Annotated in this window: 19 protein-coding genes; 8 read left to right on the top strand and 11 right to left on the bottom strand. The window is 57.6% G+C overall.

Features of this window, described 5'->3' with window-relative positions:
- Window positions 1–61 precede the first annotated feature (61 nt).
- Window positions 62–1,549: a bifunctional ADP-dependent NAD(P)H-hydrate dehydratase/NAD(P)H-hydrate epimerase gene (locus YBN1229_RS13025; protein ID WP_046478889.1), complete on the bottom strand. Its 1,488-nt coding sequence runs from the start codon at window positions 1,547–1,549 to the stop codon at window positions 62–64.
- Window positions 1,550–1,801: 252 nt separating this feature from the next.
- On the opposite strand from YBN1229_RS13025, the gene YBN1229_RS13020 reads away from it, so the two are divergent.
- Both YBN1229_RS13020 and glnA read left to right on the top strand, forming a co-directional pair.
- Window positions 1,802–2,140, top strand: coding sequence for a P-II family nitrogen regulator (locus YBN1229_RS13020; protein WP_046478891.1), 339 nt, complete (start codon window positions 1,802–1,804; stop codon window positions 2,138–2,140).
- An 82-nt stretch (window positions 2,141–2,222) separates the two neighbouring features.
- Window positions 2,223–3,632 (top strand): type I glutamate--ammonia ligase, encoded by a 1,410-nt coding sequence (gene glnA, locus YBN1229_RS13015; protein ID WP_046478894.1) that lies wholly within the window; start codon window positions 2,223–2,225, stop codon window positions 3,630–3,632.
- A 94-nt stretch (window positions 3,633–3,726) separates the two neighbouring features.
- Here glnA and YBN1229_RS13010 read toward each other — a convergent pair whose 3' ends face one another.
- Complete coding sequence (locus tag YBN1229_RS13010) at window positions 3,727–4,041, bottom strand: hypothetical protein (RefSeq protein WP_046478895.1); 315 nt, start codon at window positions 4,039–4,041, stop codon at window positions 3,727–3,729.
- A gap of 754 nt (window positions 4,042–4,795) precedes the next feature.
- Window positions 4,796–6,088 carry an O-acetylhomoserine aminocarboxypropyltransferase gene (locus tag YBN1229_RS13005; RefSeq protein ID WP_046478897.1) on the bottom strand — a complete coding sequence of 431 codons (1,293 nt, stop codon included), beginning with the start codon at window positions 6,086–6,088 and terminating at the stop codon, window positions 4,796–4,798.
- 788 nt (window positions 6,089–6,876) lie between these two features.
- Between YBN1229_RS13005 and YBN1229_RS12995 the strand changes: the two genes are divergently transcribed.
- The 5 genes from YBN1229_RS12995 (at window position 6,877) to egtD (ending at window position 12,495) form a co-directional block, all read left to right on the top strand.
- Window positions 6,877–8,463 (top strand): AMP-binding protein, encoded by a 1,587-nt coding sequence (locus tag YBN1229_RS12995; protein ID WP_052743923.1) that lies wholly within the window; start codon window positions 6,877–6,879, stop codon window positions 8,461–8,463.
- A gap of 208 nt (window positions 8,464–8,671) precedes the next feature.
- A complete protein-coding gene (locus tag YBN1229_RS12990; RefSeq protein WP_152025012.1) occupies window positions 8,672–8,890 on the top strand; it encodes a hypothetical protein in 219 nt (72 codons plus the stop codon).
- 334 nt (window positions 8,891–9,224) lie between these two features.
- Window positions 9,225–9,983, top strand: coding sequence for an arginyltransferase (locus YBN1229_RS12985; RefSeq protein WP_046478902.1), 759 nt, complete (start codon window positions 9,225–9,227; stop codon window positions 9,981–9,983).
- 215 nt (window positions 9,984–10,198) lie between these two features.
- Entirely contained in the window at window positions 10,199–11,512 is a 1,314-nt protein-coding gene (gene egtB, locus YBN1229_RS12980; RefSeq protein WP_046478905.1) for an ergothioneine biosynthesis protein EgtB, read from the top strand.
- Window positions 11,513–11,514: 2 nt separating this feature from the next.
- A complete protein-coding gene (gene egtD, locus YBN1229_RS12975; RefSeq protein ID WP_046478907.1) occupies window positions 11,515–12,495 on the top strand; it encodes an L-histidine N(alpha)-methyltransferase in 981 nt (326 codons plus the stop codon).
- A gap of 72 nt (window positions 12,496–12,567) precedes the next feature.
- On the opposite strand, the gene YBN1229_RS12970 is transcribed toward egtD, so the two are convergent.
- The 3 genes from YBN1229_RS12970 to parC form a co-directional block, all read right to left on the bottom strand.
- On the bottom strand, window positions 12,568–13,719 hold the full coding sequence (locus tag YBN1229_RS12970; protein ID WP_160298711.1) for a PcfJ domain-containing protein: 1,152 nt from the start codon (window positions 13,717–13,719) through the stop codon (window positions 12,568–12,570).
- A 468-nt stretch (window positions 13,720–14,187) separates the two neighbouring features.
- Window positions 14,188–14,634, bottom strand: coding sequence for a hypothetical protein (locus tag YBN1229_RS12965; RefSeq protein ID WP_244464931.1), 447 nt, complete (start codon window positions 14,632–14,634; stop codon window positions 14,188–14,190).
- A 249-nt stretch (window positions 14,635–14,883) separates the two neighbouring features.
- A complete protein-coding gene (parC, locus tag YBN1229_RS12960; protein WP_046478911.1) occupies window positions 14,884–17,136 on the bottom strand; it encodes a DNA topoisomerase IV subunit A in 2,253 nt (750 codons plus the stop codon).
- A gap of 180 nt (window positions 17,137–17,316) precedes the next feature.
- Between parC and YBN1229_RS12955 the strand changes: the two genes are divergently transcribed.
- Window positions 17,317–18,015, top strand: coding sequence for a CAP domain-containing protein (locus tag YBN1229_RS12955; protein ID WP_046478914.1), 699 nt, complete (start codon window positions 17,317–17,319; stop codon window positions 18,013–18,015).
- A gap of 15 nt (window positions 18,016–18,030) precedes the next feature.
- On the opposite strand, the gene recO is transcribed toward YBN1229_RS12955, so the two are convergent.
- From recO to YBN1229_RS12930, 5 genes are all read right to left on the bottom strand, one after another.
- Window positions 18,031–18,768, bottom strand: a complete 738-nt coding sequence (gene recO, locus YBN1229_RS12950) for a DNA repair protein RecO (RefSeq protein ID WP_046478917.1) — start codon at window positions 18,766–18,768, stop codon at window positions 18,031–18,033.
- Window positions 18,769–18,850: 82 nt separating this feature from the next.
- Complete coding sequence (nuoF, locus tag YBN1229_RS12945) at window positions 18,851–20,134, bottom strand: NADH-quinone oxidoreductase subunit NuoF (protein WP_046478920.1); 1,284 nt, start codon at window positions 20,132–20,134, stop codon at window positions 18,851–18,853.
- Window positions 20,135–20,209: 75 nt separating this feature from the next.
- Entirely contained in the window at window positions 20,210–20,875 is a 666-nt protein-coding gene (gene nuoE / locus YBN1229_RS12940) for an NADH-quinone oxidoreductase subunit NuoE (protein WP_082101268.1), read from the bottom strand.
- 322 nt (window positions 20,876–21,197) lie between these two features.
- Window positions 21,198–21,533: a hypothetical protein gene (locus tag YBN1229_RS12935; RefSeq protein WP_046478922.1), complete on the bottom strand. Its 336-nt coding sequence runs from the start codon at window positions 21,531–21,533 to the stop codon at window positions 21,198–21,200.
- A 132-nt stretch (window positions 21,534–21,665) separates the two neighbouring features.
- Window positions 21,666–22,061: a DUF4267 domain-containing protein gene (locus YBN1229_RS12930; protein ID WP_046478924.1), complete on the bottom strand. Its 396-nt coding sequence runs from the start codon at window positions 22,059–22,061 to the stop codon at window positions 21,666–21,668.
- Between the last annotated feature and the right edge of the window lie 14 nt (window positions 22,062–22,075).

Raw genomic sequence — 22,075 nt, 5'->3', positions numbered from 1 at the left:
CTAACACGTCCCGCCCGTCGATGTGTGACCGAGCTGCGGCAATCAGCATGTGCGTTTCGCTTCATAACACGTACCGCTCCAGCACTTTCGGTAGAACCTCCGGTAAATCTTCTGAGATCAGTCCGGGTCCGAACATATTGGCGCATTCGCCGTGGAGCCAAACGGCGGCACACGCAGCCTCGAACGCGGGCATGTGTTGCGCCAGAAGACCGGTCACGAATCCCGCCAACACATCGCCGGAGCCTGCTGTCGCCAACCACGGAGGCGCGTTTTCATTGATCGCAGCGCGTCCATCAGGCGCCGCAACGACGGTATCAGGTCCTTTGAGGATGATCAGCGCGCCGCTCAATACGGCTGCGCGGCGCGCGCGCTCTAGCTTGGAGACAACAGTCTGCGCCTTGTCAAAGAGGCGCGTAAACTCGCCTTCGTGCGGCGTCATGACGGTTGCCAAGCCGGGCCGACGTCGCCGGATCTGGTCGAAAAAGGCTACACGAAGATTAGAAAACGAAGTCAATGCGTCGGCATCGAGCACGACGCTCGCCTGCGACACGAGCGCAAGCTCCACAGTGCGCCTCGTTTGCTCCGAGACGCTCGCGCCGGGTCCAATCAGCACGGCATTGCGGCGGGTATCTGCCAGAACATCCGCGAAGCCGTCGGGAAACTCCGTTGGAATCAGCATAACGGACGTTAGATGCGCGGCATTGACGGCAATCGCGTCAGGCGGGCTCGCGACAGTGACGAGCCCTGCGCCGATGCGGAGCGCGCCCCGCGCGCCCAGGCGCGCTGCCCCGGTTGCATGCGCCTGCCCCGAAACGACGACGGCGTGTCCGCGAGAATATTTGTGTCCGCCCGGTTTCGGCCGCGGAAAAACGTGCGCCCAGAGATCGGGAGCGTTGGCAAACGCCTGGGGTTTAATCTCCTCCAGAACGTCGCTTGGAGTTCCGATGTCTGCGACGCTTGTCTCCCCGCAAAGGCTACGACCCGGCTCAAGCAAATGGCCGGGCTTACGGCGAAAAAACGTTACGGTTTCCGTTGCCTGGACCGTGCCCTCGAAAGCGCGTCCTGATCCGCCATCGAGGCCAGTGGGAACGTCTACGGCGACGACGGGTAGAGTGACGGAATTCATCGCGCCGGTCACCTCGGCGACTTCTTGTGTTAGGGGTCGGGCGAGACCGGAACCGAAGATCGCGTCTATAACGAGCCCAGCTCCTTCGAGAATCTGAGGCCCCCAGGGTTCGACATTTCCCTCCCAGCGCTGCGCCATCACTGCCGCGTCGCCGTGCAGGCGATCCCTGCTCCCCAACAACGCCACGCGCACCTCATAGCCGCGCTCGCGCAGCAAACGCGCGGCTACAAACCCATCTCCGCCGTTGTTCCCAGGTCCGCAGAAAACGCCGATCGGTGCGCCTGCGGCCAGCCGCTCTGCAGCGTCCGCCACCGCCCGACCTGCTTTTTCCATCAGGGCCGTTCCTGGCACTCCGCGTTCGATGGCAAGCCGATCCGCCTCCGCCATTTCGGAGTTGGTCAGTAATTCGAGGCCTTGGTGCATTGAGAACCAGCTCCTTTTGTGGTGGATCTTCTCGTCAGATATTTCAATCCGATCGTTTTTTGAGCAGAACGGCTAATTATTGTGCAATCAAATAACGGCATTCTGCTCTAAATTTCGCCGCTCCGTCGTTACGCGATTGTTTTCTAATGACTTTATATGTCACTCACGAACTGGCATGCCGCGTGCTAACCAAGGCGGGTCTACCGTCCGCGTTCACGCTGACAGGCAGATGAAGGGAAGTCCGAGGAAATCATGAAAAAGATCGAAGCCATTATCAAACCGTTCAAGCTCGACGAAGTGAAGGAAGCTTTGCAGGAAATCGGCCTGCAGGGCATCACGGTAATCGAGGCCAAGGGCTTCGGACGGCAGAAGGGCCACACCGAGCTCTACAGAGGTGCCGAATACGTCGTCGACTTCCTTCCTAAAGTGAAGGTGGAAGTTGTGCTTGCTGACGAGATGCTGGACAAAGCGGTGGAAGCCATCCAGAAAGCCGCGAAAACTGGCCGCATCGGCGACGGGAAGATTTTTGTTTCCGCGATCGAGGAAGCTATACGCATTCGTACCGGCGAGACCGGCGCGGAAGCCATTTAGTAGCGCCTCGAGGTGCCCCGCCAATAGCGGGGCCAGACTTCAAATCAATGACCTAAAACTAGCCGCTCACAGGGGAGCCGATATGAAGACCGCAGGTGATGTAATTCAGTTACTCAAAGACAAGGACGTCAAGTTCGTAGACTTCCGGTTCTCGGATACGAGGGGCAAGATGCAGCACGTGACCGCCGATGTATCATGCATCGATGAAAGCGTGTTTACGGATGGCTATGCTTTCGACGGCTCCTCCATTGCAGGTTGGAAGGGCATCGAAGCCTCCGACATGCTTCTTATTGCAGACCCAACCTCTGCCCATGTCGATCCCTTCTTCGCCCAGACGACGCTGGCGGTCTTCTGCGACGTACTCGAACCCTCCACGGGCGAGCCTTATGAGCGCGACCCTCGCTCTATTACAAAGAAGGCCGAAGCCTACATGATGTCGACCGGCGTTGGTGACGCCGTCTACTTCGGTCCGGAAGCCGAATTCTTCATGTTCGATGACGTGCGCTTCACCGCCGATCCTTACAACACCGGATTCCGCGTAGACTCCACCGAATTGCCGTCAAACTCTGGCACTGAATATGAAATGGGCAACCTCGGACACCGTCCACGCATGAAGGGTGGCTACTTCCCGGTACCTCCCATCGACAGCGGACAGGACATTCGTTCTGAAATGCTCTCTGTCATGGCCGAAATGGGCGTGAAGGTTGAGAAGCATCACCATGAAGTTGCTTCGGCTCAGCACGAGCTCGGCATCCAGTTTGCGCCGATCGTTACGATCGCTGACCATCTGCAGATCTATAAGTATGCAATCCACAACGTGGCGCAGGCTTATGGCAAGACTGCCACCTTTATGCCGAAGCCTGTCTTCGGCGACAACGGCTCGGGCATGCACGTGCACCAGTCGATCTGGAAGAATGGATCGCCGGTGTTCGCAGGAGACAAGTATGCAGATCTCTCCGAGACCTGCCTGTTCTATATCGGCGGTGTCCTGAAGCACGCCAAGGCGCTGAACGCGTTCACGAACCCGTCGACCAACTCTTACAAGCGATTGGTTCCAGGCTACGAGGCTCCTGTGCTGCTGGCCTACTCGGCTCGCAACCGCTCCGCTTCATGCCGCATCCCCTACACCACCAGCCCGAAGGCAAAGCGCATCGAAATCCGCTTCCCGGATCCGACCGCGAACCCCTACCTTTCATTCGCTGCGTTGCTCATGGCTGGCCTCGACGGCATTCAGAACAAGATCCATCCGGGCGATGCGATGGATAAGAACCTGTATGACCTGCCACCTGCCGAACTGGCGAACATCCCGACGGTTTGCGGCAGCCTACGCGAAGCTCTGGACAGCCTCGACAAGGACCGCGCCTTCCTCAAGATGGGCAACGTGTTCACGGACGATACCATCGACGCTTACATCGAGCTGAAGATGGAAGAGAACATGCGTTACGAGATGACGCCGCATCCCGTCGAGTACGACATGTACTACTCTGTTTAATTCGACCAACTTCGTCTTTCGAGACGCCAACGGCCCGGGAGCAATTCCGGGCCGTTTGATTTTCAGGCGAATGGAGTGACGGAACCAGCCGACATCAGATGTAGATGAGGATGAGCAGTAGCGCGCCACAAGCGCAGATATAGCCGAAGTGGCCCATGTTCTCGTTCAGCCATTTCACTACGCGGCGAGGGATCTCTATCCAGCAAATCTTGGCCAACTGACACAGGGCGACCCCACCCAAAACGCCCGCGATAAACGATATCGGATCAATGTGTAGCTGAAATCCGTTTTGGGCGAGTTGTCGGCCGATGGCATCTGCCGAGTCCGGCTGAGAGAGCCCCGTTGAAAGAAAAGTTCCAGCAATCAGAACACCGGCGAAAATCGATAAGATACCGAGAACGCGCTCCATATCCTGCCTCGCAAAAATCTCCCCAAAACTCCAAGACTTGAGCCGCAGATCACCCTGTCAATCGGTCCACGGAAAGTCGGCGTTCGAGTAGTTTAATGCTTCAGATTTCAATACCGGGTTAACCACGACGAAGATCGCCAGTGACGGTTTTCGAAAAAATGAAAAATCAAAACTCTCGGGTCTTGCGAGGCTCCCTCGGCATTGACACATAGATAATACGAGCGCAAGATTAGCGTCTCGAACAGAAGGAGGTTTAAGAAAATGCTCCCACCTGGTCAGATTATCGCCGCGCAACTTCTCGCCCAAACACAGTAGTTTCGCGTGGCGTCTCAATAATCAAAATTTGAAATCTATGATCGAATAAGGTTTGTCTCTGCACGCTCTATCGTAGAGCTTTGCGACAGCATCGTGGGAGAAGGATTCGATGCGAACGTCCAACGATGGGCGAAGGCGCAGGGGCTCCGATCCAGCAAGCTGAGATGATCCGAATTCGAAAATGACCTGAAGTGTTCTGGTCGGACGCCCAAGGAGGATAGGACCAACTGGCGTGCGAGGTCGGCACCGCGTCAAACACCGAACGGAAACCGCGCTTAGTCGTGGTGCGGTTAGGCCCGGCAAACCGAACCCGCAATGCTTCATGTCCACCCCACCGCTGAAAGGTGCGCCCAAAACCGACACGGTTGAGCCCGGGGGTTTTTAACCCACCGGGCTCTGTCTTGCTTGCGATGATCCTCAGTCAGCAAAGCCCGAATGCTCACACCGCTTCGAGCGCTTGCTCCAGATCCGCGATAATATCAGCCTTGTCTTCGATGCCGATTGAGAGCCGCACGACATCGTCGCCAGCCCCAGCAGCAGCGCGCTGCTCGTCCGTAAGCTGGCGATGCGTAGTCGAAGCTGGATGGATCACAAGGCTGCGGGTATCGCCAATGTTTGCGAGGTGGCTGAACATCTTCAGCCCCGCAACAAACTTCACGCCAGCCTCGTAACCGCCTGCCAGCCCAAACGTGAAGACGGCTCCCGCCCCCTTGGGACAGATCTTGTGGTGTAGGGAGTGGTACTTGTTGCCGGGCAACCCCGCGTAGTTCACCCACTCCACTTTCGGATGGCGTTGCAGCCAGTCTGCGACTGCAAGGGTATTCTCGCAATGGCGCTGCATGCGCAGAGGCAAAGTCTCTATCCCTGTTAGAATGAGAAACGCATTCATTGGAGAGATCGCCGGACCCAGATCCCGCAATCCCATTACGCGTGCCGCTATGGCAAAGGCAAAGTCGCCGAATGTCTCGGCGAGGCGCATGCCATTGTATGAGGGATTTGGCTCAACCAGCGTCGCATAACGATGACGGCTTCCCAGCCAGTCATAGGTTCCACAGTCGACGAGCGCGCCACCGATTGAGTTCCCGTGGCCGCCCATAAACTTCGTGAGTGAGTGGATGATGATATCTGCGCCGTGTTCCTTGGGGCGGCACAAGTATGGGGTCGCCAAAGTGTTGTCGACAATGAACGGCACTCCAGCTTTCTTTGCGACCGCCGCAATGGCCGGGAGATCGACGATGATCCCGCCTGGATTTGCAATTGACTCGCAGAAGATCGCTTTTGTCTTAGGCGTTACAGCCGCCGCAAAACTCGCGGGGTCCGTAGCATCAGCCCAAACCACGTTCCATCCAAACTTTTTGAAGGCGTGATTGAATTGGTTGACGGAGCCGCCGTAAAGCTGCCGGCCAGCGATGAACTCATCACCCGGCTCTAGCAACGTTTGAAACGTGAGAAGCTGCGCAGCGTGACCTGATGCAACGGCCAGCGCGGCTGTACTATCCTCCAACGCAGCAATGCGGGCCTCCAGCACAGCTTGTGTTGGATTCATAATCCGCGTGTAGATGTTGCCGAAGACCTCAAGGCCAAACAATGCCGCGGCATGCTCGGCATCATTGAATACGTAGGACGTCGTCTGATAGATCGGCGTCGCTCGTGCACCTGTTGAGGGATCTGGTGCGGCGCCGGCATGTACGGCCAGCGTCGCGAATTTGGGGGCGCCTTGATCTTGCGTCATTGCGAATCCTAGTTGGTATGGACTGATACCAATGGATATACGCGAGGCACCGAACGACGGGAATACCGCAGGAAACCCTGGAACGTAGTCGGTGAGCAGATCAGGCCTTCGCCGTTTGCTTTACCCGTCCACACGTCCAGCGTGCTACGCGCCAATTGGGGTGGCCTTCTTGCCACCTAGCAATTTCGCTCTGCCCATGAAGCATGCACTGATACGGCGTGATGCTCCCAGCCATGTAACTTAGGTTTACATCTTTGCAATTCGCGGGTTCAGCGATCAAACAGACCGATAGTACAATCTCTATCATGGTTATGCTCCATAAGTCTCGATGGACCGGCGGCTATAGCCGGGCACATTCCACTTAGGCGCACTTCCCAACCTGGATTTTTTTGTTATCTCTTCTCGCCAATATTTTCAGGTTAACTTTGCAACGACATACTAGACAAGATAGAAACTTAGGCAGGATCTGGTTATCCGCTAGGCATTATCTGTGATTCGGCGATGTTCCTTTTCGGTCAATCACGATAATTGATGCTTTTACATCACTTATTGGTGCTTTTGCGCGACGCTTAGTTTATATGGTCGCATCTGAGCTGCTCGAAAGTTAGCCATCACTTTTCGAGAAACATGGGAAAAATTCCCGATGACACTCTTCTGAAGCAGTTTCTTCGGCCCGGATCGGTATCGAGTTATGAGTCGTGCATGACGGTATTTCTTCGTCCGCGCTTGCGCGGTATGGTACTTCTCAGACATCGTTCGAACTGGATCTTCATGTAAGTAGACGTGGCATGGCCGGTTCACCTGTCTCCAAGCCTCAGATTGACACGCTGTTCGCTGGTCTTCTGGCGGGCCGGGATTTTTTCGGACCCGATAAGATCGCGGTTGAGGATTCTGAGGGGCAAAAACTCAGCTACAGTCGCCTTGTTCTCGCCAGCCTGATTCTGGGACGGCGACTGTGTAAAGGCTCTCGTCAGGGCGAAGCCATCGGGATTTTGCTCCCCAACGTTTCCGGCTTTCTCATTACGTTATTCGGCCTGAACGCCTTTGGACGGGTTGCAGCGATTCTCAATTACACATCGGGTTCGCGCAATCTGACATCAGCTGCCCAGACGGCTCTTATACGGACTGTCGTTACATCGCGCCGGTTCGTAGAGATGGCCAAACTTGAACCCGTTATCGAGGCGATAAGCGAAACGCGGACCGGCAGCGGCCAGATGGTGCGCATCGTCTATCTTGAGGACGTGAAAAAAAGTATCGGCCTCTTCGATAAAGCTCTTGGGGCGATGCGTAGTCTGTATGCTGGGTGGTTTCATCAAGGGCAAGGCAGTGGTCCCTCAAAAGCTGCCGCGGTACTCTTTACGTCCGGCACTGAGGGGTTGCCGAAAGGCGTCGTCCTGACCAACGCCAACCTGATGGCCAACTCTCGCCAAATGTTCGCGCATGCGGATGGAGTGCTTTCGACGGCCGATGTCGTGCTCAACCCACTGCCCATGTTTCATTCTTTTGGCCTCACGGCGGCGACGCTCATGCCGCTGCTCAACGGTTTGAAAGTCGTATTGTATCCAAATCCATTGCAGTATCGGCAAGTGGCGCGCGCCATTCACGCGAGCCGCGCTACCGTTCTGATGGCCACGGATACCTTCCTGCTGGGGTATGCGCGCGCGGCAGAACCAGGAGAGCTGGATAGCATCCGTTTAGTTGTTGCTGGGGCGGAACCCGTCAAGGAGGAAACGCGTCGCCGGTGGGCTGCTTTCGGAACTGAGATTTTGGAAGGGTATGGCGCAACTGAATGCGCGCCCGTTATCGCGTTCAACGTACCTGCTACCAATCGTTTCGGCACCGTTGGGCGGGCGTTGCCGGAAATTGAAACCAACCTCGTGCCGGTACCGGGACTTGCCGACGGAGGACGGCTGCGAATTCGTGGTCCCAATGTCATGGCTGGATATTTAGCCGCCGAAAATCCGGGTGTTGTTGTTCCTCCCGAAGGCGGATGGCATGACACCGGAGATATCGTCAGGATAGATGACGATGGCTTTATATCGATCCAGGGCCGCGCGCGGCGATTTGCGAAGATCGGCGGCGAAATGGTTTCGCTCGCTGCGATCGAACTCCTAGCACAGGGGCTATGGCCGGAATCGCAGCACGTCGTGGTGAGCCTGGCGGATGTCCGGAAGGGCGAACAGCTTGTGCTGGTTACGGACGCTCGGGAAAGTTCCGCCGAAAAGTTGCGTGCTTGCGCACGGGAGCAGGGCTTTCCGGAGTTGTGGGTGCCCAAGATGATTTTGGTCGTCCCGGCGATCCCCGTTCTGGCTACAGGCAAGGTAGATCTCCCAGCCACAATCGCCATGGTACATCAATGGCGCGATGTCTCCTGAGGGTGTCGTCATAAATGCATTGTTTGGTAGATTCAGGGATCGTGATCAGGCAGCAACGGCGCTCTGCGAAACGCACAGAAACGCTTTCGGCCTATTGACCAGAAACCCAACCTCTTCCATCAAAAGCCTATAGTTAACCCTCGGGGTTCAGCAGTGCCCCAGGATGCGTTTGAAGGCCGGTGTTGGCCTTTTCTTTGGGGCATTTGTCATGAGCATGGGTTCGATTCCCGAACAAGCCGCCGAGGCTGGTTTCGGGGCACCTAAATTCGGTCTCGTGTGGGCGCTTAAGCGCGCCCTTCTTGGTATTATTATTTTAGTTGTTTCTCTTGGCAGTCTAGCGTGGCTGACGCATGCCGCCATCGATCCGAATCTTGAAGAGGCTGACGGCCTTATCCCGACGATCGGACGCGTCGTTGGTAATTTTTGAACCTGCCCCGCGATCGCAGGCCTAATACTTTCGAATAGCAGCCGGTTGCGTTTTGCTGTGCTTGCACAGTGTGCCACCTGGTTTCATCGCCTTTGAATGTGTGCGTCGGGAGATGCCTTGTTTCCTTGAAACCGGCTCAATACGAGCGCATGTCCAGTCTTTACCGCGCACACGACATTTATTCAGATCTGCGAAACCCTTCGCACTGCAGGGCGGCCGCGCAGTACCGCAAGTGGCTTGATCAGCCCAGCGGTTCACATAAGATCATCATTTGCCTCCGTTTATCGTGACGGCGGCGCACGCCGGTGGTCCAGCCGGCTGTCGAGGGATACAAATGTCGGAACAAGGTAAAACGTTTCCCGAGTTCTACATTACCTCACCCCAGCCCTGCCCTTACCTGCCTGGCCGGCTGGAGCGGAAGCTTTTCACGCATCTCACTCGCGATAAATCGCCAGGCCTGATCGACAATCTCTTGAAGGGCGGTTTCCGGCGCAGTCAGAATATCGCCTACATGCCTTACTGTGACGGCTGCAATGCATGTGTTTCCGTGCGCGTCCTGGTCGATGAATTTGCTCAGGGCCGTTCGATGCGGCGCATCGTAGACCGCAACCGCGACCTCGCTTCTCGTTGCGTTGCACCGGTTTCTACGAGCGAGCAATACCGCTTGTTCCGGCAGTACATCGATACGCGACATGGCGATGGAGGGATGGCTGACATGACCGTCCTCGACTACGCGATGATGGTCGAGGACAGCGTTGTTGACACGTTCTGCACGGAGTATCGCCTCAAGCCCGAGGATCCTCTCAGTTCAACTCAAGTGTCCGACTGGCCGTTGATGGCTATGGCACTTTGTGACCGGCTGTCTGACGGGATTTCTATGGTGTATAGCTACTTTGATCCTGACGCACAGAGCCGCAGTCTCGGCTCCTACATGATCCTCGATCACATCGATCGGGCCCGGCGTCTTGGCCTACCTTATCTTTATCTCGGGTACTGGATCGCAGGGTCTCGGAAGATGTCTTACAAAATGCGTTTCCAGCCGCAGGAGCATCTCACGCCCCAGGGATGGCTTCCCTTATCGCCCCGCCGCTAATCCATAAGCCTCTACCGTCTCACAGACATTTCCAGCCTCAACCTATTGTGAACAAGAAAAAGGCGTTCTCGCCCTTTTCTCGATACAGACGGTCTGTTCGTATTGGCGCGCATCGTTTGCCGGTGAACCATTCCGGTCTATCGCGCGTTGACGCATGACGTCGGCGCTTAGCCTCCCAATCCGTTCATAGCTACTCCAAGAAGGGACTTTTTTTCATGCCAGCGTCCCCCGAGGATTCGGCGCAACGCCATCGCATTTCCGATACGTCCGTCTCCCTAGGAGAACGGCTTCACGCAAGCCGAGAGCTCTCCCTCACATTGGCCCGGCCACTCACGGACGAAGATCAGACTGTGCAGGCCATGGATGATGCCAGCCCGACGAAATGGCATCTCGCGCATACGACTTGGTTTTATGAAGCGTTTGTGTTGCGCAACCACATGCCAGGCTACCAGCCATTTTCCGATCGGTTTGAGTACTGCTTCAATTCCTACTACGAAACGCAAGGCCCCCGACATCCTCGTGCGCACCGCGGATTGCTGACCCGCCCCTCGGCGGAAGAAGTTCGCCGCTATCGAAGCCATGTCGATGAAGCGCTCATGGGGCTTATGAGTGACGAAGGCTCTCTTGCCCCCGAAGTTAAGGAATTGATCGAGCTCGGAATCAATCACGAGCAACAGCACCAAGAATTGCTCTTAACTGACATCCTCAGCCTTTTCGCGGCTCAGCCTCTGCGTCCCGCTTATCAACCTCTGACGCTCGTAACAGAAGCCAACAGTCTCGCCTCAGAGACACGTTGGATTTCTTTCGAGGGTGGCATCAAAGAGGTGGGCCATGACGGGCAGAGTTTCTCCTACGATAACGAACTGCCCCGCCACGACGAACTGATCCGTCCATTCAAGCTTGCGCATCGCTGTGTCAGTAACAGCGAATGGCTCGAATTCATCGAGGATGGCGGCTACGTTAACCCGCTCTTATGGCTTGCGGACGGCTGGGGCGCAGTCAAATCAAATGGCTGGCAGGCACCTGGCTACTGGGAGGAAACGGCTGACGGCTGGCGGCAAATGACTCTGCACGGTCTCGTCCCACTCAATCCAGCGGCACCCGTAAGTCACGTCAGCTATTATGAGGCTGATGCTTTCGCTCGCTGGGCAGGAAAGCGCCTCCCGAGCGAATTTGAATGGGAGCACGCTGCGCAGACAACCGATGCCGCAAACAATCCCGCTAATACGCTTGGTAGCGGCACGCTTCGCCCTTGCCCGGCTAGTGCCGATGCTCCGGTGGACCGCGTCCAACAAATGATGGGCGACGTGTGGGAGTGGACGGGGAGCGCTTACCTACCTTACCCGGGCTACCGTCCGCCGCCCGGTGCTGTTGGCGAATACAATGGCAAGTTCATGTGCTCGCAGCACGTGCTGCGCGGCGCATCATGCGTTACGCCTGACGGGCATTCGCGCATTACGTATCGCAATTTCTTTTACCCCCACCAGCGTTGGCAATTCATGGGCCTAAGGCTCGCGGAGGATGCGTGATAATGTTTGAAGAGATCGACGACAATCTCCAGGATGATTTCGAGGTTTCATCAACCCAGCGCGATAATGATTTCGCGCAGGCGCTGCTCGCCGGATTGTCCAAGAAGAAGAAATCGATTCCCTGCCGCTTCTTTTACGATGGGCGTGGCAGCGAGTTGTTCGAGGAAATCACGCGGCAGCCCGAATACTATCCGACGCGGACGGAGACCGCGATTTTACGCGCCTGCGCGCCCGAGATTGCGCAAGGCACACCATCGGGTGCGGTCCTTATCGAGTTTGGATCGGGTTCGAGCCTCAAGACCGAACTCCTGCTAACGGCACTCGATAAACTTCACGCGTATGTGCCGATCGATATTTCACATGATGCGTTGGCGGAAGCGAAAGCCCGGCTTTCCAAAAAATTCCCGCGTATCGCTGTTCGCCCGATTGCAGCCGACTTCAGCCGTCCTGTGAAACTTGATCCGGATCTGGCGAAGCGCTCTCTGCTCGGCTTCTTCCCAGGCTCTACGATCGGTAATCTGGAGCCTGACGCTGCGATCGACCTTCTCAAAACAATGCGCCGCGTTCTTTCACCTGAGGGTCGACTGATCATCGGGGCGGATCTCCGGAAAGACGAAAAGCGCTTGCTCGCAGCCTATAACGATGAGGCCGGCGTCACAGCGGCGTTCAACCGCAACGTCCTGGTGCACGCTAATCGAGCTCTTGGCACGCACTTCGATCCTGATCGTTTTGAGCATTCTGCCACCTACGACTCTGAACATGGCCGCATCGACATGCACCTCGTCAGCGCACGTTCTCAGACGGTGCGTGTTTTAGGGCACGACATTCATTTCAAAAAGGGCGAACGCATCCATACGGAGCATTCGCACAAATATACGATTGAAGGGTTCCAGGCGTTGGCTCGGAAAGCAGGATGGTCCCCCGATAAGGTTTGGACGGACCCCGACCGACTCTTTTCGGTGCACGAACTGCGCTGTCCCTAATCGCGCTGCGCTACGAACGCAAACAGCAGAGCCCAACGTTTTCCGTCGGGCTCTGCCTATTTTTGGTGTCGATCACCGCGAGCTAGAGGCGATGATCTGCTGCAAGGCGTCGGCGTCGCGACGCAGCCTGTTCAAGGTCGCAGCTTCCGCCGAGAGCCCTATCACGCCCTTCGCCGTCACGTAGGGCCGCCAGATCCTTTCCCACCGCTCGGGCGAGATAACGAACTCGTCGCCCACCCCGAGCATGGCATGCGGGTCTGCCGGTTGGACCGCGAGCCACTCCAAGACGGCACGCCAGATCTGCTCAGAGACCCGGGTGTTTCCCGGCCCCTGAAGCTGAACGATGGCATAGCCACCCCCAGGCGTGCCCCGTGGTCGAATCTCAACCGTAGCCACGCGCTTATCCTGGACGCGAACCGAGAGGATCGTGCAGACACCCTGTGCCACTAGCGCGGCATAAGTCGCCACGCAGTGGTTCATGATACTGCCCTCTTGGTGCAGCTGGGCCGCCGTGCGAAGCGGTACCACGCGATAGCCATTTGGCACCCGCTGACGGCTGTAACGCCCAGGACCACGCCGTCTGATACGCGGAGCCTCGAAGCACGCCACGATCTTTTCGATCCATGCGATCGTGGCGGTCGCAGCGACGCTGAACGGCATGCGACGGTTCCACGGTTCATCGATCAACTCGCGTGCCGCGCCTTCCTCGACACCGGAGTACCAAGCGTAAGCGGCAAGCGGCAGGAGCGGAAATCCGAGGCCCAGTTCGCGCTGGAAGAACTTCTGGCTGGCCAGCCACATGGCGAACTCGGAGTTCGCCGCGCAATGACCAAACTGCACCCACTGCAACCAACGCCTAGCCGCTTCCGGGTTCTTCGGCACGAGTTGCGCCATGCGTCCCTCGAAATTCGAACCCACCGGCAAGGCGTTCAACGGCTGCGCCAGAACTTCCGGAGGCAGACGCCGTGCCCAATACGGTACGCCCAGCACACGAGAGACCTCACGCAGGCTCTCACCGTCCTTGGCCATACGCGTAGCCGTTCCCCTGGCGCTCGCATTGAGCTCAGGAGAGACGATCGCCACCACCGCCGCGGGGAAGCTCGTCACGAGGTCCGCGAGGCGGGGAGACAGGCCAGCGTATTGGCGCACACGACGGCGAAAGCTCGGGTGGTATCGCCGGATCTGCCGTTCAATGGCTTCGTTCTTTTGAAGCGTCTGTGCCATGGTCTTTAAGTCCTGCTGCATCAGACGCACGTGCAATGGCGCAGCCGGAAACGCTCAGGGCTTAGATGAGGCCCTTCGTGGTTCAGGTTTGGCCGTGCTTCCTCTCGGAAAACCGGTGTCCACTTTTCCGGAAGCACTCTGGCCAAATCAGCCGGAAATCACGTACGTCGTACCTGCTCGCGCTCCACGCTCATGCGGGGAACGTGCCTGTCGTCATCGAAGGCAACGAAGTTCGGCTCAGAAGCCGAGGTCGAGCGTTGGCAAATAATCGCCAATGACGCGCGCAAGCTGCCACGCGCCAATTACTGGCGTGTCGAGTAAATCTCGTTGGGCTTCGCGCATGGGGTTCTCACAACAGTAGAAAAAATGATTGGCAATGGCGCGGGCTTCTAAACAGAGAAGTCGGCAAAGTAAAGGCCGTAGGGTGAGAAATTATTCAGAGGCGCGTTTAACGCAGCTCCGTGTCGGCTATTTCTTCAAAGCTGTCTCAAGTTTTGAGAACATGTATTTCCATTTTTCGGTCTGCGTTTCGACCAGCACCGTCATCCTGGCTTTGAGTTCGGAAAGCACTGCGCAATCGGGCGTGCTCGCTTCTGCGCCTTCCTGCCCCAACGTCGCGATCGCCGCGAGCAGATCCTGCGATTTTGTATCGTAGACCGCAATGGTGTCGTCGCGAACGAACGGTGCGGCTGCGACCATGAACTGATCATGATCCCACCCGTTTTTCTCTTTCAGCTCGCGTAGCTTTTCCTGAAATACAGGCCGATTTGCATTGTTCAGATCGCGCAGGGCGGAAGCGGCGTCATCAACCACAGCTTCAAAATCACCGCGCGCGCAATTCGTCTCCTGAGCCTGTGCCGGGGTCCGGACAAGCATCAAAAATAACGCAAAAAGGATGAGTGCCCACTTCCCCATCAGGGGTCTTTCCCAGCCTATCAATGCCCAATCGAACGATACCCATGACTTAGTTGTGAGCCAAGTTCAAGGCATGGGACGCGGCTGTTCCAGCAGATGGGTGTTGAAAGCCACACCGCTGCGGTATTCAAGTGACGCCTACCGGAAGAGCGCCCGGCAGGCATTTGGTACGCCAGGCATCCGGACGGACTGGCTTTGTTGCGCCGTGCTTCTTATCGGAAAACCGGTTCTCACTTTTGCGGAAGCACGCTAGCCGAACGCTGGACCGAAGGAGTTGGACCGCGGGAATCTCGGCGGCACCGTGCGGCCAGCCTGCGCCCGCGCCCCGACCCAATCAGCGAGATCATCCAGCGACATCGTGAACGTGCGGTTGGCGCTGTCGACCCAGGTCAGGCCCGTCTCGGCATCGAAAGCCTTAACATCTGAAAGACCACCATCACGGAACCGCTGCAGGATCACGCCCTTGCCGCGCGTCATCTCATTGACTTCCTGCGTCTCAAAAATGAGAAGCCTGCGGTTATCTCCAACCGTTGCAATTCGGTCGCCTTCGACAGGAACAACAAGCTTCGCCTCATCCGGCTCGCTGACATTCAGCACCTGCTTGCCCTTGCGGGTTGCGGCGACGACTTCATCCTCGGGCACAATGAATCCGTAACCCGCCGTAGACGCGACGAGCAAACGGCGTCCCGGCTGATAGACAAACGCAGTGACGATGTCGTGATTATCCTCAAAATCGACCATAAGACGGACCGGCTCACCGTGTCCGCGTCCGCCGGGCAACTGGCTTGCTTCCAGCGTGAAGAATTTACCGTTGGTCGCGAACATCAAAATCTTGTCGGTGGTGTGCGCGTGGAAGGCCCGCTTGAGCTTATCGCCCTGCTTGAAGTCCAGCTTACTCAGGTCGTCAACATGGCCCTTCAGAGTCCGCACCCAGCCCTTTTCGCTGAGGATGACGGTGACGGGCTCCTTCTCGACAAACGCCTGATCCAGATCGACCTCAATGGTGGGCGTTTCCGCGAACGAAGAGCGCCGACGTCCGAGGTCAGTTTTTTTCGAATAGCGCTCGCGCGTCTCCTTGATCTCTTCGGCAACTTTGGTCCACTGCAGATCTTCTGAGGCGAGCAACGCCTTTAGGCTATCGCGTTCCGCCGACAGCTTGTCGTGCTCGGCACGGATCTGGATTTCTTCAAGCTTGGAGAGAGCCCGCAAGCGGAGGTTCAGAATGGCTTCGGCCTGCACATCGGTAAGCTCGAAGGTCTCGATCAGTTTCGCCTTCGGTTGGTCCTCGAAGCGAACGATACGGATGACCTCGTCGATGTTCAGGAATGCGATCAGATAGCCCGCGAGTACCTCGAGGCGGTGCTCGATCTTCTGCAAGCGATGGTTCGACCGCCGGACCAACACTTCAATGCGATGTTCAAGCCATTGCCAGAGCACATCGCGCAAGGACAGAACGTTGGGAATCTGTCCGCCGGACAGAACGTTCATGTTGAGCCCGAAGCGGATTTCGAGCTCGGTGAGCTTGAACAGGCTCTCCATAAGCAGGATGTGATCCACCGTGCGGGTTTTGGGCTCCAGCACGAGCCTGATCTCTTCCGCCGACTCGTCACGCACATCGCCCAAGAGCGGCAGCTTGCGCTCACTCATCAGTTCGGCAATTCGCTCCACGAGCTTCGACTTCTGAACCTGGTAGGGCACCTCTGTAATGACGATCTGATAGCCGCCGCGGCCGAGGTCTTCTCGCTCCCACTTGGCGCGCAGCCGGAACCCACCCCGTCCCGTGCGATAGGCCTCAAGAATCTGCTCACGAGGCTCGACTATGACGCCACCCGTCGGGAAGTCGGGTCCTGGAATATACTCGACGAGCTTCTCGATCGTGGCGTTGGGATGCTTGATCAGATGCAGGAGTGCGTTGCAGAGTTCCTCGGCATTGTGCGGAGGAATGTTGGTCGCCATGCCCACAGCAATTCCGGAGGAGCCGTTCGCGAGCAAATTGGGGAACGCAGCCGGGAGAACGACGGGTTCATTATTCGTGCCGTCGTAGGTCGGACGGAAATCAACCGTATCGTCATCGATGCCGTCCAGCAGCAGCGTTGCGGTCTCGGTCAGACGGCTCTCGGTGTAACGCATCGCCGCCGCGTTATCGCCGTCTATATTGCCGAAGTTGCCCTGGCCGTCGACCATCGGGTAGCGCACGGCAAAGTCCTGCGCGAGACGGACGAGCGCATCATAGATCGCCTGGTCGCCGTGCGGGTGATAGTTACCCATCACTTCGCCGACAATCTTCGCACACTTCTTGTAGCCAGAATCCGGGTCGAGCTTCAGCTCGCGCATCGCATAGAGAATACGCCGATGCACAGGTTTGAGACCGTCGCGCACATCTGGCAGCGCTCGGCCCATAATGGTTGAGAGCGCGTAGGCGAGATAACGCTCTTCGAGCGCATCGCGCAGGTTTACGGGCTCGATCGGACTGTCGTCGGGTAGAATCGGTTTTTGGCTCATGGAGATCGGTTACTGCGCCGGACCTGCCGGCTCAAGTGCTGCAACGCCACAGGTTGCAGAAACACACTGAATTGAAGGGCTGCGCGCTGCAAACGGCGCACTCCGGTTATTTTACAAAGTCTTGCCGCAACAGGCGAGCATAACAATGCGTCACGCTCCCCCAATCGAGAGACGGTCCACATGACACCCGTTGCTCCGGATGTTCCGGCGGTTGAAGTCCAAATTATCGAGATGACCAATGCCTACCGCGCCAAAAATTCGCTAGGTGCGGTCCACCGCAACGCAGCTTTAGACAAGGCGGCCCGGGCCTATGCGGAATATTTGAGCCGCACCAACACCTTCGCGCACGATGCCGATGGCCGACAGCCATCGGCTCGGGCTGAAGCGGCGGGCTATACCTACTGCCAGATCGCAGAGAATCTCGCGATGGCGCTCGATAGCCGCGGCTTCACCACTTCCGCCCTCGCGAACCAAGCTGTGGAGGGATGGATCAAATCTCCTTCGCATCGCAAGAACCTGCTTGCTCCCTACGTCAAGGAAATCGGTGTCGCCGTCACGCGCGTCCCCGATAAGCATCCGAAATACGTCTCCGTGCAGCTTTTCGGTCGGCCTACATCCGAGATGTACGCGTTTCGCATTTCCAACCGTGCCCGACAGAGCGTTGACTACACATTCGGCGGCGAAACGCACGAAATCGGACCGGGATACTCCGTGCAGCATAAAACCTGCGAACCAGGCTACATCGCCTTTGATATCGCAGGAAAAAGTGCAGGGAAGGTCCAGAGTCGTTATACGGCCGCCGATGGGCAATCCTATCGCCTGAGTCAGGATCGCTCCGGCCAGATTCGCATCGAGATCGAACCCGTGAGCGGACGTTGATCACCTGCTGGTCTGTTACGCCTCGGCCTGCGCACGCCGCTCAATCAATTCAACCATGCGGTGGCGCACATCCGGCACCTTAGCGTCCCTTGGTGCGAAGACGCGCGTTTGCAGAAAATGCCCAGTCAGCGCCAAGCCGGCACGCACATCCTCGGATGTAACGGGTACTTTTCGCCCCTTGATCAGGAAGGCCGGGAGCGCCAGAAGCTTGTCGCGATAGGGTTCGCCAGCGGACGCGGATACCGCGCGGCCCGACTTAGGCGAGACGTAGATCAGATCATCATTGATGCCGGTTGCAGCACAAGCTGTGAGGTCCAAGCCGAACCCCATTTCATCGAGCAGTGCCAATTCCCACCGCACCATCAAGGCAGGCCAAACGCTATCGTCGTCGAGGAAGCCTAGAACAAAGAGAGTGATCTCATAGAGATTGGGGTGAGGGTCGCGCTCCGGCATCAGGTGCAGCAGCGTACAGAGGGATGACAGCGCGGCGAGCGAGCCGGGGTCAGACATGGCCGTTGCGGCAAAGCCCCGACGCAGTTCGATTTGCATATGGCCCAACTGATCCGCCAGACGGGCCTTCCAGGTTGCATCGACGTGATTGCCGATTTGCAGCACGGGGCGTAACCGACGAGAGCGGCCGCCATGGACGAGACCGAGATGGCGCCCATGGGAGCGGCTGAATAGCTCCGCGACCGCCGCCGTCTCACCGTGCGCACGGACCGCGATGACAATGCCTTCGTCCGTCCATTGCATAATCGAGCGTAACCGGGCTCCTACCCATGTTTCGGCGATGCGATCCACCCAACTCCGCCGACAGACGTATCGCGCTTAACCCTTATTCGGCAGCCTCGCTCATCGCAGCTTGATTGGCGTCGATACGCGCCTCTATTTCGTGGCGGAAGTGGCGAATCAAGCCCTGGATGGGCCAAGCGGCAGCATCACCCAGCGCGCAAATGGTGTGGCCTTCAACCTGCTTCGTGACATCGAGCAGGAGATCAATCTCGCGTTTTTGAGCCTCGCCCTTTACCAACCGCTCCATCACGCGCCACATCCAGCCTGTGCCTTCGCGACAAGGCGTGCACTGGCCACAACTCTCGTGTTTGTAGAAATACGAGATGCGGGAAATCGCTTTGATCACATCGGTGGACTGGTCCATCACAATGACGGCAGCGGTGCCGAGACCAGACTTCACCTTCATCAAGGCGTCGAAGTCCATGGTCAGCTCTTCACACAGATCCGCAGGCACGAGAGGGACTGACGATCCGCCGGGGATCACAGCCTTCAGGTTCTTCCAGCCGCCACGCACACCGCCAGCGTGTTTCTCTAGGAGTTCGCGAAGCGGAATGCCCATTTCCTCTTCGACGACGCAAGGCCGTTCGACGTGACCGGAAATCTGGAACAGCTTGGTGCCGGTGTTATTCGGCTTACCCAGCGAAGAAAACCAGGTCGCGCCTCGGCGGAGGATTTCCGGCACAACCGCGATCGACTCGACGTTGTTGACCGTCGTCGGCGCGCCGTAGAGGCCGCAACCTGCCGGGAAGGGAGGCTTCAGACGCGGCTGGCCCTTCTTGCCTTCCAGGCTTTCGAGCATCGCGGTTTCTTCGCCGCAGATATAAGCCCCCGCGCCGTGATGCACGACGAGGTCAAAATCCCAGCCGTGAATGTTATTCTTGCCGATCAGTCGTGCCTCGTAGGCTTCATCCACCGCAGCTTGAAACCGCTCACGTTCGCGAATGTATTCGCCACGAAAATAGATGAAGCACTTGTGCGCGCGCATCGCGAAGGAGGCCAGGAGCGCGCCTTCAATGAGTAGATGCGGATCATGCCGCGTAATCTCGCGGTCCTTGCAGGAGCCGGGCTCAGATTCGTCGGCATTGATGACGAGGTAAGACGGCCGTGGATCGCTCTTGGGCATGAACGACCATTTAAGCCCCGTTGGAAAGCCCGCACCGCCGCGACCACGCAGGCCTGAGTCCTTGACCTGATCGATGATCCAATCGTGCCCTTTATCGATAAAGGCCTTGGTCCCGTCCCAGCCGCCGCGCTCCCGTGCGCCGGCAAGCCCGGCATCGTGGAAGCCGTACAGGTTTGTAAAGATTCGGTCCTTGTCTGCGAGCATCGCTTGTATTCGCTCCCGGTATCGTCTCGGCTTGCGGCGAACGGTGATCGCGTCTAGGGGCGCGACCGGCCTACCTTAGTTCTTCGTTCCTTCGCCAATATTGCCGTCAGAAACATTCCTGCGCTGCGCCATGACGTGCGCAACATCCTTCAAAGTTGTTGGACCACCTGCTGGGCACGAAGCCGTGCGGCCAATCTGCGACCCCGGTTTCGGAGGATTTCCAGCAGCAAAGCTATCCAACAGATGTTCAAGCAGTTCCGGAGTGAGGTCTTCATAGGTGTCCTTGAAGATCTGCAGCATCGGCGCGTTCGCGCACGAGCCCAGGCATTCGACCTCTTCCCACGAAAAGCGACCATCCGCTGTCAGCGTATTTTGTGTCGGGGAAATACGCTGTTTGCATACTTCCATAAGAGCCTCAGCCCCCCGCAGCATGCACGGTGTCGTACCGCACACCTGGAGATGCGCCGTTGTTCCAACCGGCGAGAGGTGGAACATCGTGTAGAACGTCGCAACCTCGTAGACGCGGATGTAGGCCATACCGAGCATTTCCGCGACGTAACGGATAGCCGGCTCCGGCAGCCAGTTCTCGTGCTGTTCCTGAGCGCGCCACAAAAGCGGAATAACCGCGGACGCCTGCTTGCCTTCCGGGTACTTGGAGATGGTCTCCTTGGCCCAGGCAAGGTTCTCTTTATTAAACTCGAATGAAGCTGGCTGAACGGGGTCTAAGCGTCGGACGGCCATCGGGGCTCCTTCATCGATTGCCAGCGTACGGTATCCGGCCGCCTTGCCGTCATCATACCCGTGCGCACACGCGTCGACCAAACCTAGTGTCGCCGCGCCCTCTTCGGAACTTCTCAAACATCCGCGCCTACCACGTTTCAGCCGTTTCGGCCCAGCGGCGCAGTTAATGCCGATAAGGCTCTAAGGTGTGCCGCGCTGCAACGCAAGAGGCAGGGTGAGGTCCCCTAGGGATGTAATCGCCCGCCCGCCCTCTACCAAGAGACCACGTGCCACAGCGTCACACGCATGATTGCGGCTCGCCAGCCTGCCACATTGTTTCACGTTAAACGCTGCCAAGCCAACCCAACACAAGGAGTAGTGCTGCTGCCGGCGCCAGAAAGAGCGCTATTTGGGATCCGACACGTAAGAAGCCGGTCCAGAAGGCGGCCAGCAACAGGCCACAACCAAGGATAATCCAGCCTCCCTCCGTTGCGCGCGTTGCAGCGAAGGTGACGCCCAGTAACAGCGCCACTGTGCCGATCGTTATGGGTATCAGCGGTTGCGAGACATGTACCGCGCCCATGGGCCAGCCGTAATGGGTGGCAATAAGCCGGTAGGTGGCAAGGCTCAGGCCCAGGCCCACGGCAAACAGGGCAAGGAGAAACAGGCCGTCGATCATCTGATCGGTCCTCACACAAACTCACGGCTGCGCTCGTTCTGCGCACAGGTCACGTAGTATAGCCAAACACTCTGCCAAATTCAGCAGTTAGGCGTTTTTGCCAACTTATCGTGGAAGGCGCCAGTGTGATCGCTAGCCGGCGTGCGCTTCCTTGTTGGACAGACGCCATGCGGCCACGCCTAAAACCAGGCAAAAGACGCCTGAGCCCGTATGGAAGGCGATGGCCAGCCGTGGACCTCCGGACGTCGCCACGATGGCCGCGTCGGCCCAGCAGACCAGGACACCGAACAAAAACCACAAGGCCAACGCACGCCACTGGCCAAGCAGGGCGAAAGCGATGGCAAGTGCTCCGAGCCAGATGTCCCGCAGACCAATAATGGCGTGGAGTTGAGCGCCCGCCATTGCCGGGGTTAGCCCAAAGGTTTTGGCCGCGCTATCGGGCACTAGAAGGAAGCGGATGCCAATTAACGTCAGGAGAGCCCCGGCAATGACCGCCAGGGCCACAATAGGTTTGCGTCTTGTCAGCATCGGGCCATTCCCTT

The sequence above is a fragment of the Candidatus Filomicrobium marinum genome (genome assembly GCF_000981545.1).
In the GTDB taxonomy this organism is placed as follows: domain Bacteria; phylum Pseudomonadota; class Alphaproteobacteria; order Rhizobiales; family Hyphomicrobiaceae; genus Filomicrobium; species Filomicrobium insigne.
This window is presented reverse-complemented; position numbering and strand designations above follow the sequence as displayed.

Excerpts from the sequence above, each read along its gene's own strand:
- YBN1229_RS13025 (WP_046478889.1), bottom strand. The coding sequence starts at position 1,549 with ATGCACCAAGGCCTCGAATTACTGACCAACTCCGAAATGGCGGAGGCG.
- YBN1229_RS13020 (WP_046478891.1), top strand. The coding sequence starts at position 1,802 with ATGAAAAAGATCGAAGCCATTATCAAACCGTTCAAGCTCGACGAAGTG.
- glnA (WP_046478894.1), top strand. The coding sequence starts at position 2,223 with ATGAAGACCGCAGGTGATGTAATTCAGTTACTCAAAGACAAGGACGTC.
- YBN1229_RS13010 (WP_046478895.1), bottom strand. The coding sequence starts at position 4,041 with ATGGAGCGCGTTCTCGGTATCTTATCGATTTTCGCCGGTGTTCTGATT.
- YBN1229_RS13005 (WP_046478897.1), bottom strand. The coding sequence starts at position 6,088 with ATGACGCAAGATCAAGGCGCCCCCAAATTCGCGACGCTGGCCGTACAT.
- YBN1229_RS12995 (WP_052743923.1), top strand. The coding sequence starts at position 6,877 with ATGGCCGGTTCACCTGTCTCCAAGCCTCAGATTGACACGCTGTTCGCT.
- YBN1229_RS12990 (WP_152025012.1), top strand. The coding sequence starts at position 8,672 with ATGAGCATGGGTTCGATTCCCGAACAAGCCGCCGAGGCTGGTTTCGGG.
- YBN1229_RS12985 (WP_046478902.1), top strand. The coding sequence starts at position 9,225 with ATGTCGGAACAAGGTAAAACGTTTCCCGAGTTCTACATTACCTCACCC.
- egtB (WP_046478905.1), top strand. The coding sequence starts at position 10,199 with ATGCCAGCGTCCCCCGAGGATTCGGCGCAACGCCATCGCATTTCCGAT.
- egtD (WP_046478907.1), top strand. The coding sequence starts at position 11,515 with ATGTTTGAAGAGATCGACGACAATCTCCAGGATGATTTCGAGGTTTCA.
- YBN1229_RS12970 (WP_160298711.1), bottom strand. The coding sequence starts at position 13,719 with ATGGCACAGACGCTTCAAAAGAACGAAGCCATTGAACGGCAGATCCGG.
- YBN1229_RS12965 (WP_244464931.1), bottom strand. The coding sequence starts at position 14,634 with ATGGGGAAGTGGGCACTCATCCTTTTTGCGTTATTTTTGATGCTTGTC.
- parC (WP_046478911.1), bottom strand. The coding sequence starts at position 17,136 with ATGAGCCAAAAACCGATTCTACCCGACGACAGTCCGATCGAGCCCGTA.
- YBN1229_RS12955 (WP_046478914.1), top strand. The coding sequence starts at position 17,317 with ATGACACCCGTTGCTCCGGATGTTCCGGCGGTTGAAGTCCAAATTATC.
- recO (WP_046478917.1), bottom strand. The coding sequence starts at position 18,768 with ATGCAATGGACGGACGAAGGCATTGTCATCGCGGTCCGTGCGCACGGT.
- nuoF (WP_046478920.1), bottom strand. The coding sequence starts at position 20,134 with ATGCTCGCAGACAAGGACCGAATCTTTACAAACCTGTACGGCTTCCAC.
- nuoE (WP_082101268.1), bottom strand. The coding sequence starts at position 20,875 with ATGGCCGTCCGACGCTTAGACCCCGTTCAGCCAGCTTCATTCGAGTTT.
- YBN1229_RS12935 (WP_046478922.1), bottom strand. The coding sequence starts at position 21,533 with ATGATCGACGGCCTGTTTCTCCTTGCCCTGTTTGCCGTGGGCCTGGGC.
- YBN1229_RS12930 (WP_046478924.1), bottom strand. The coding sequence starts at position 22,061 with ATGCTGACAAGACGCAAACCTATTGTGGCCCTGGCGGTCATTGCCGGG.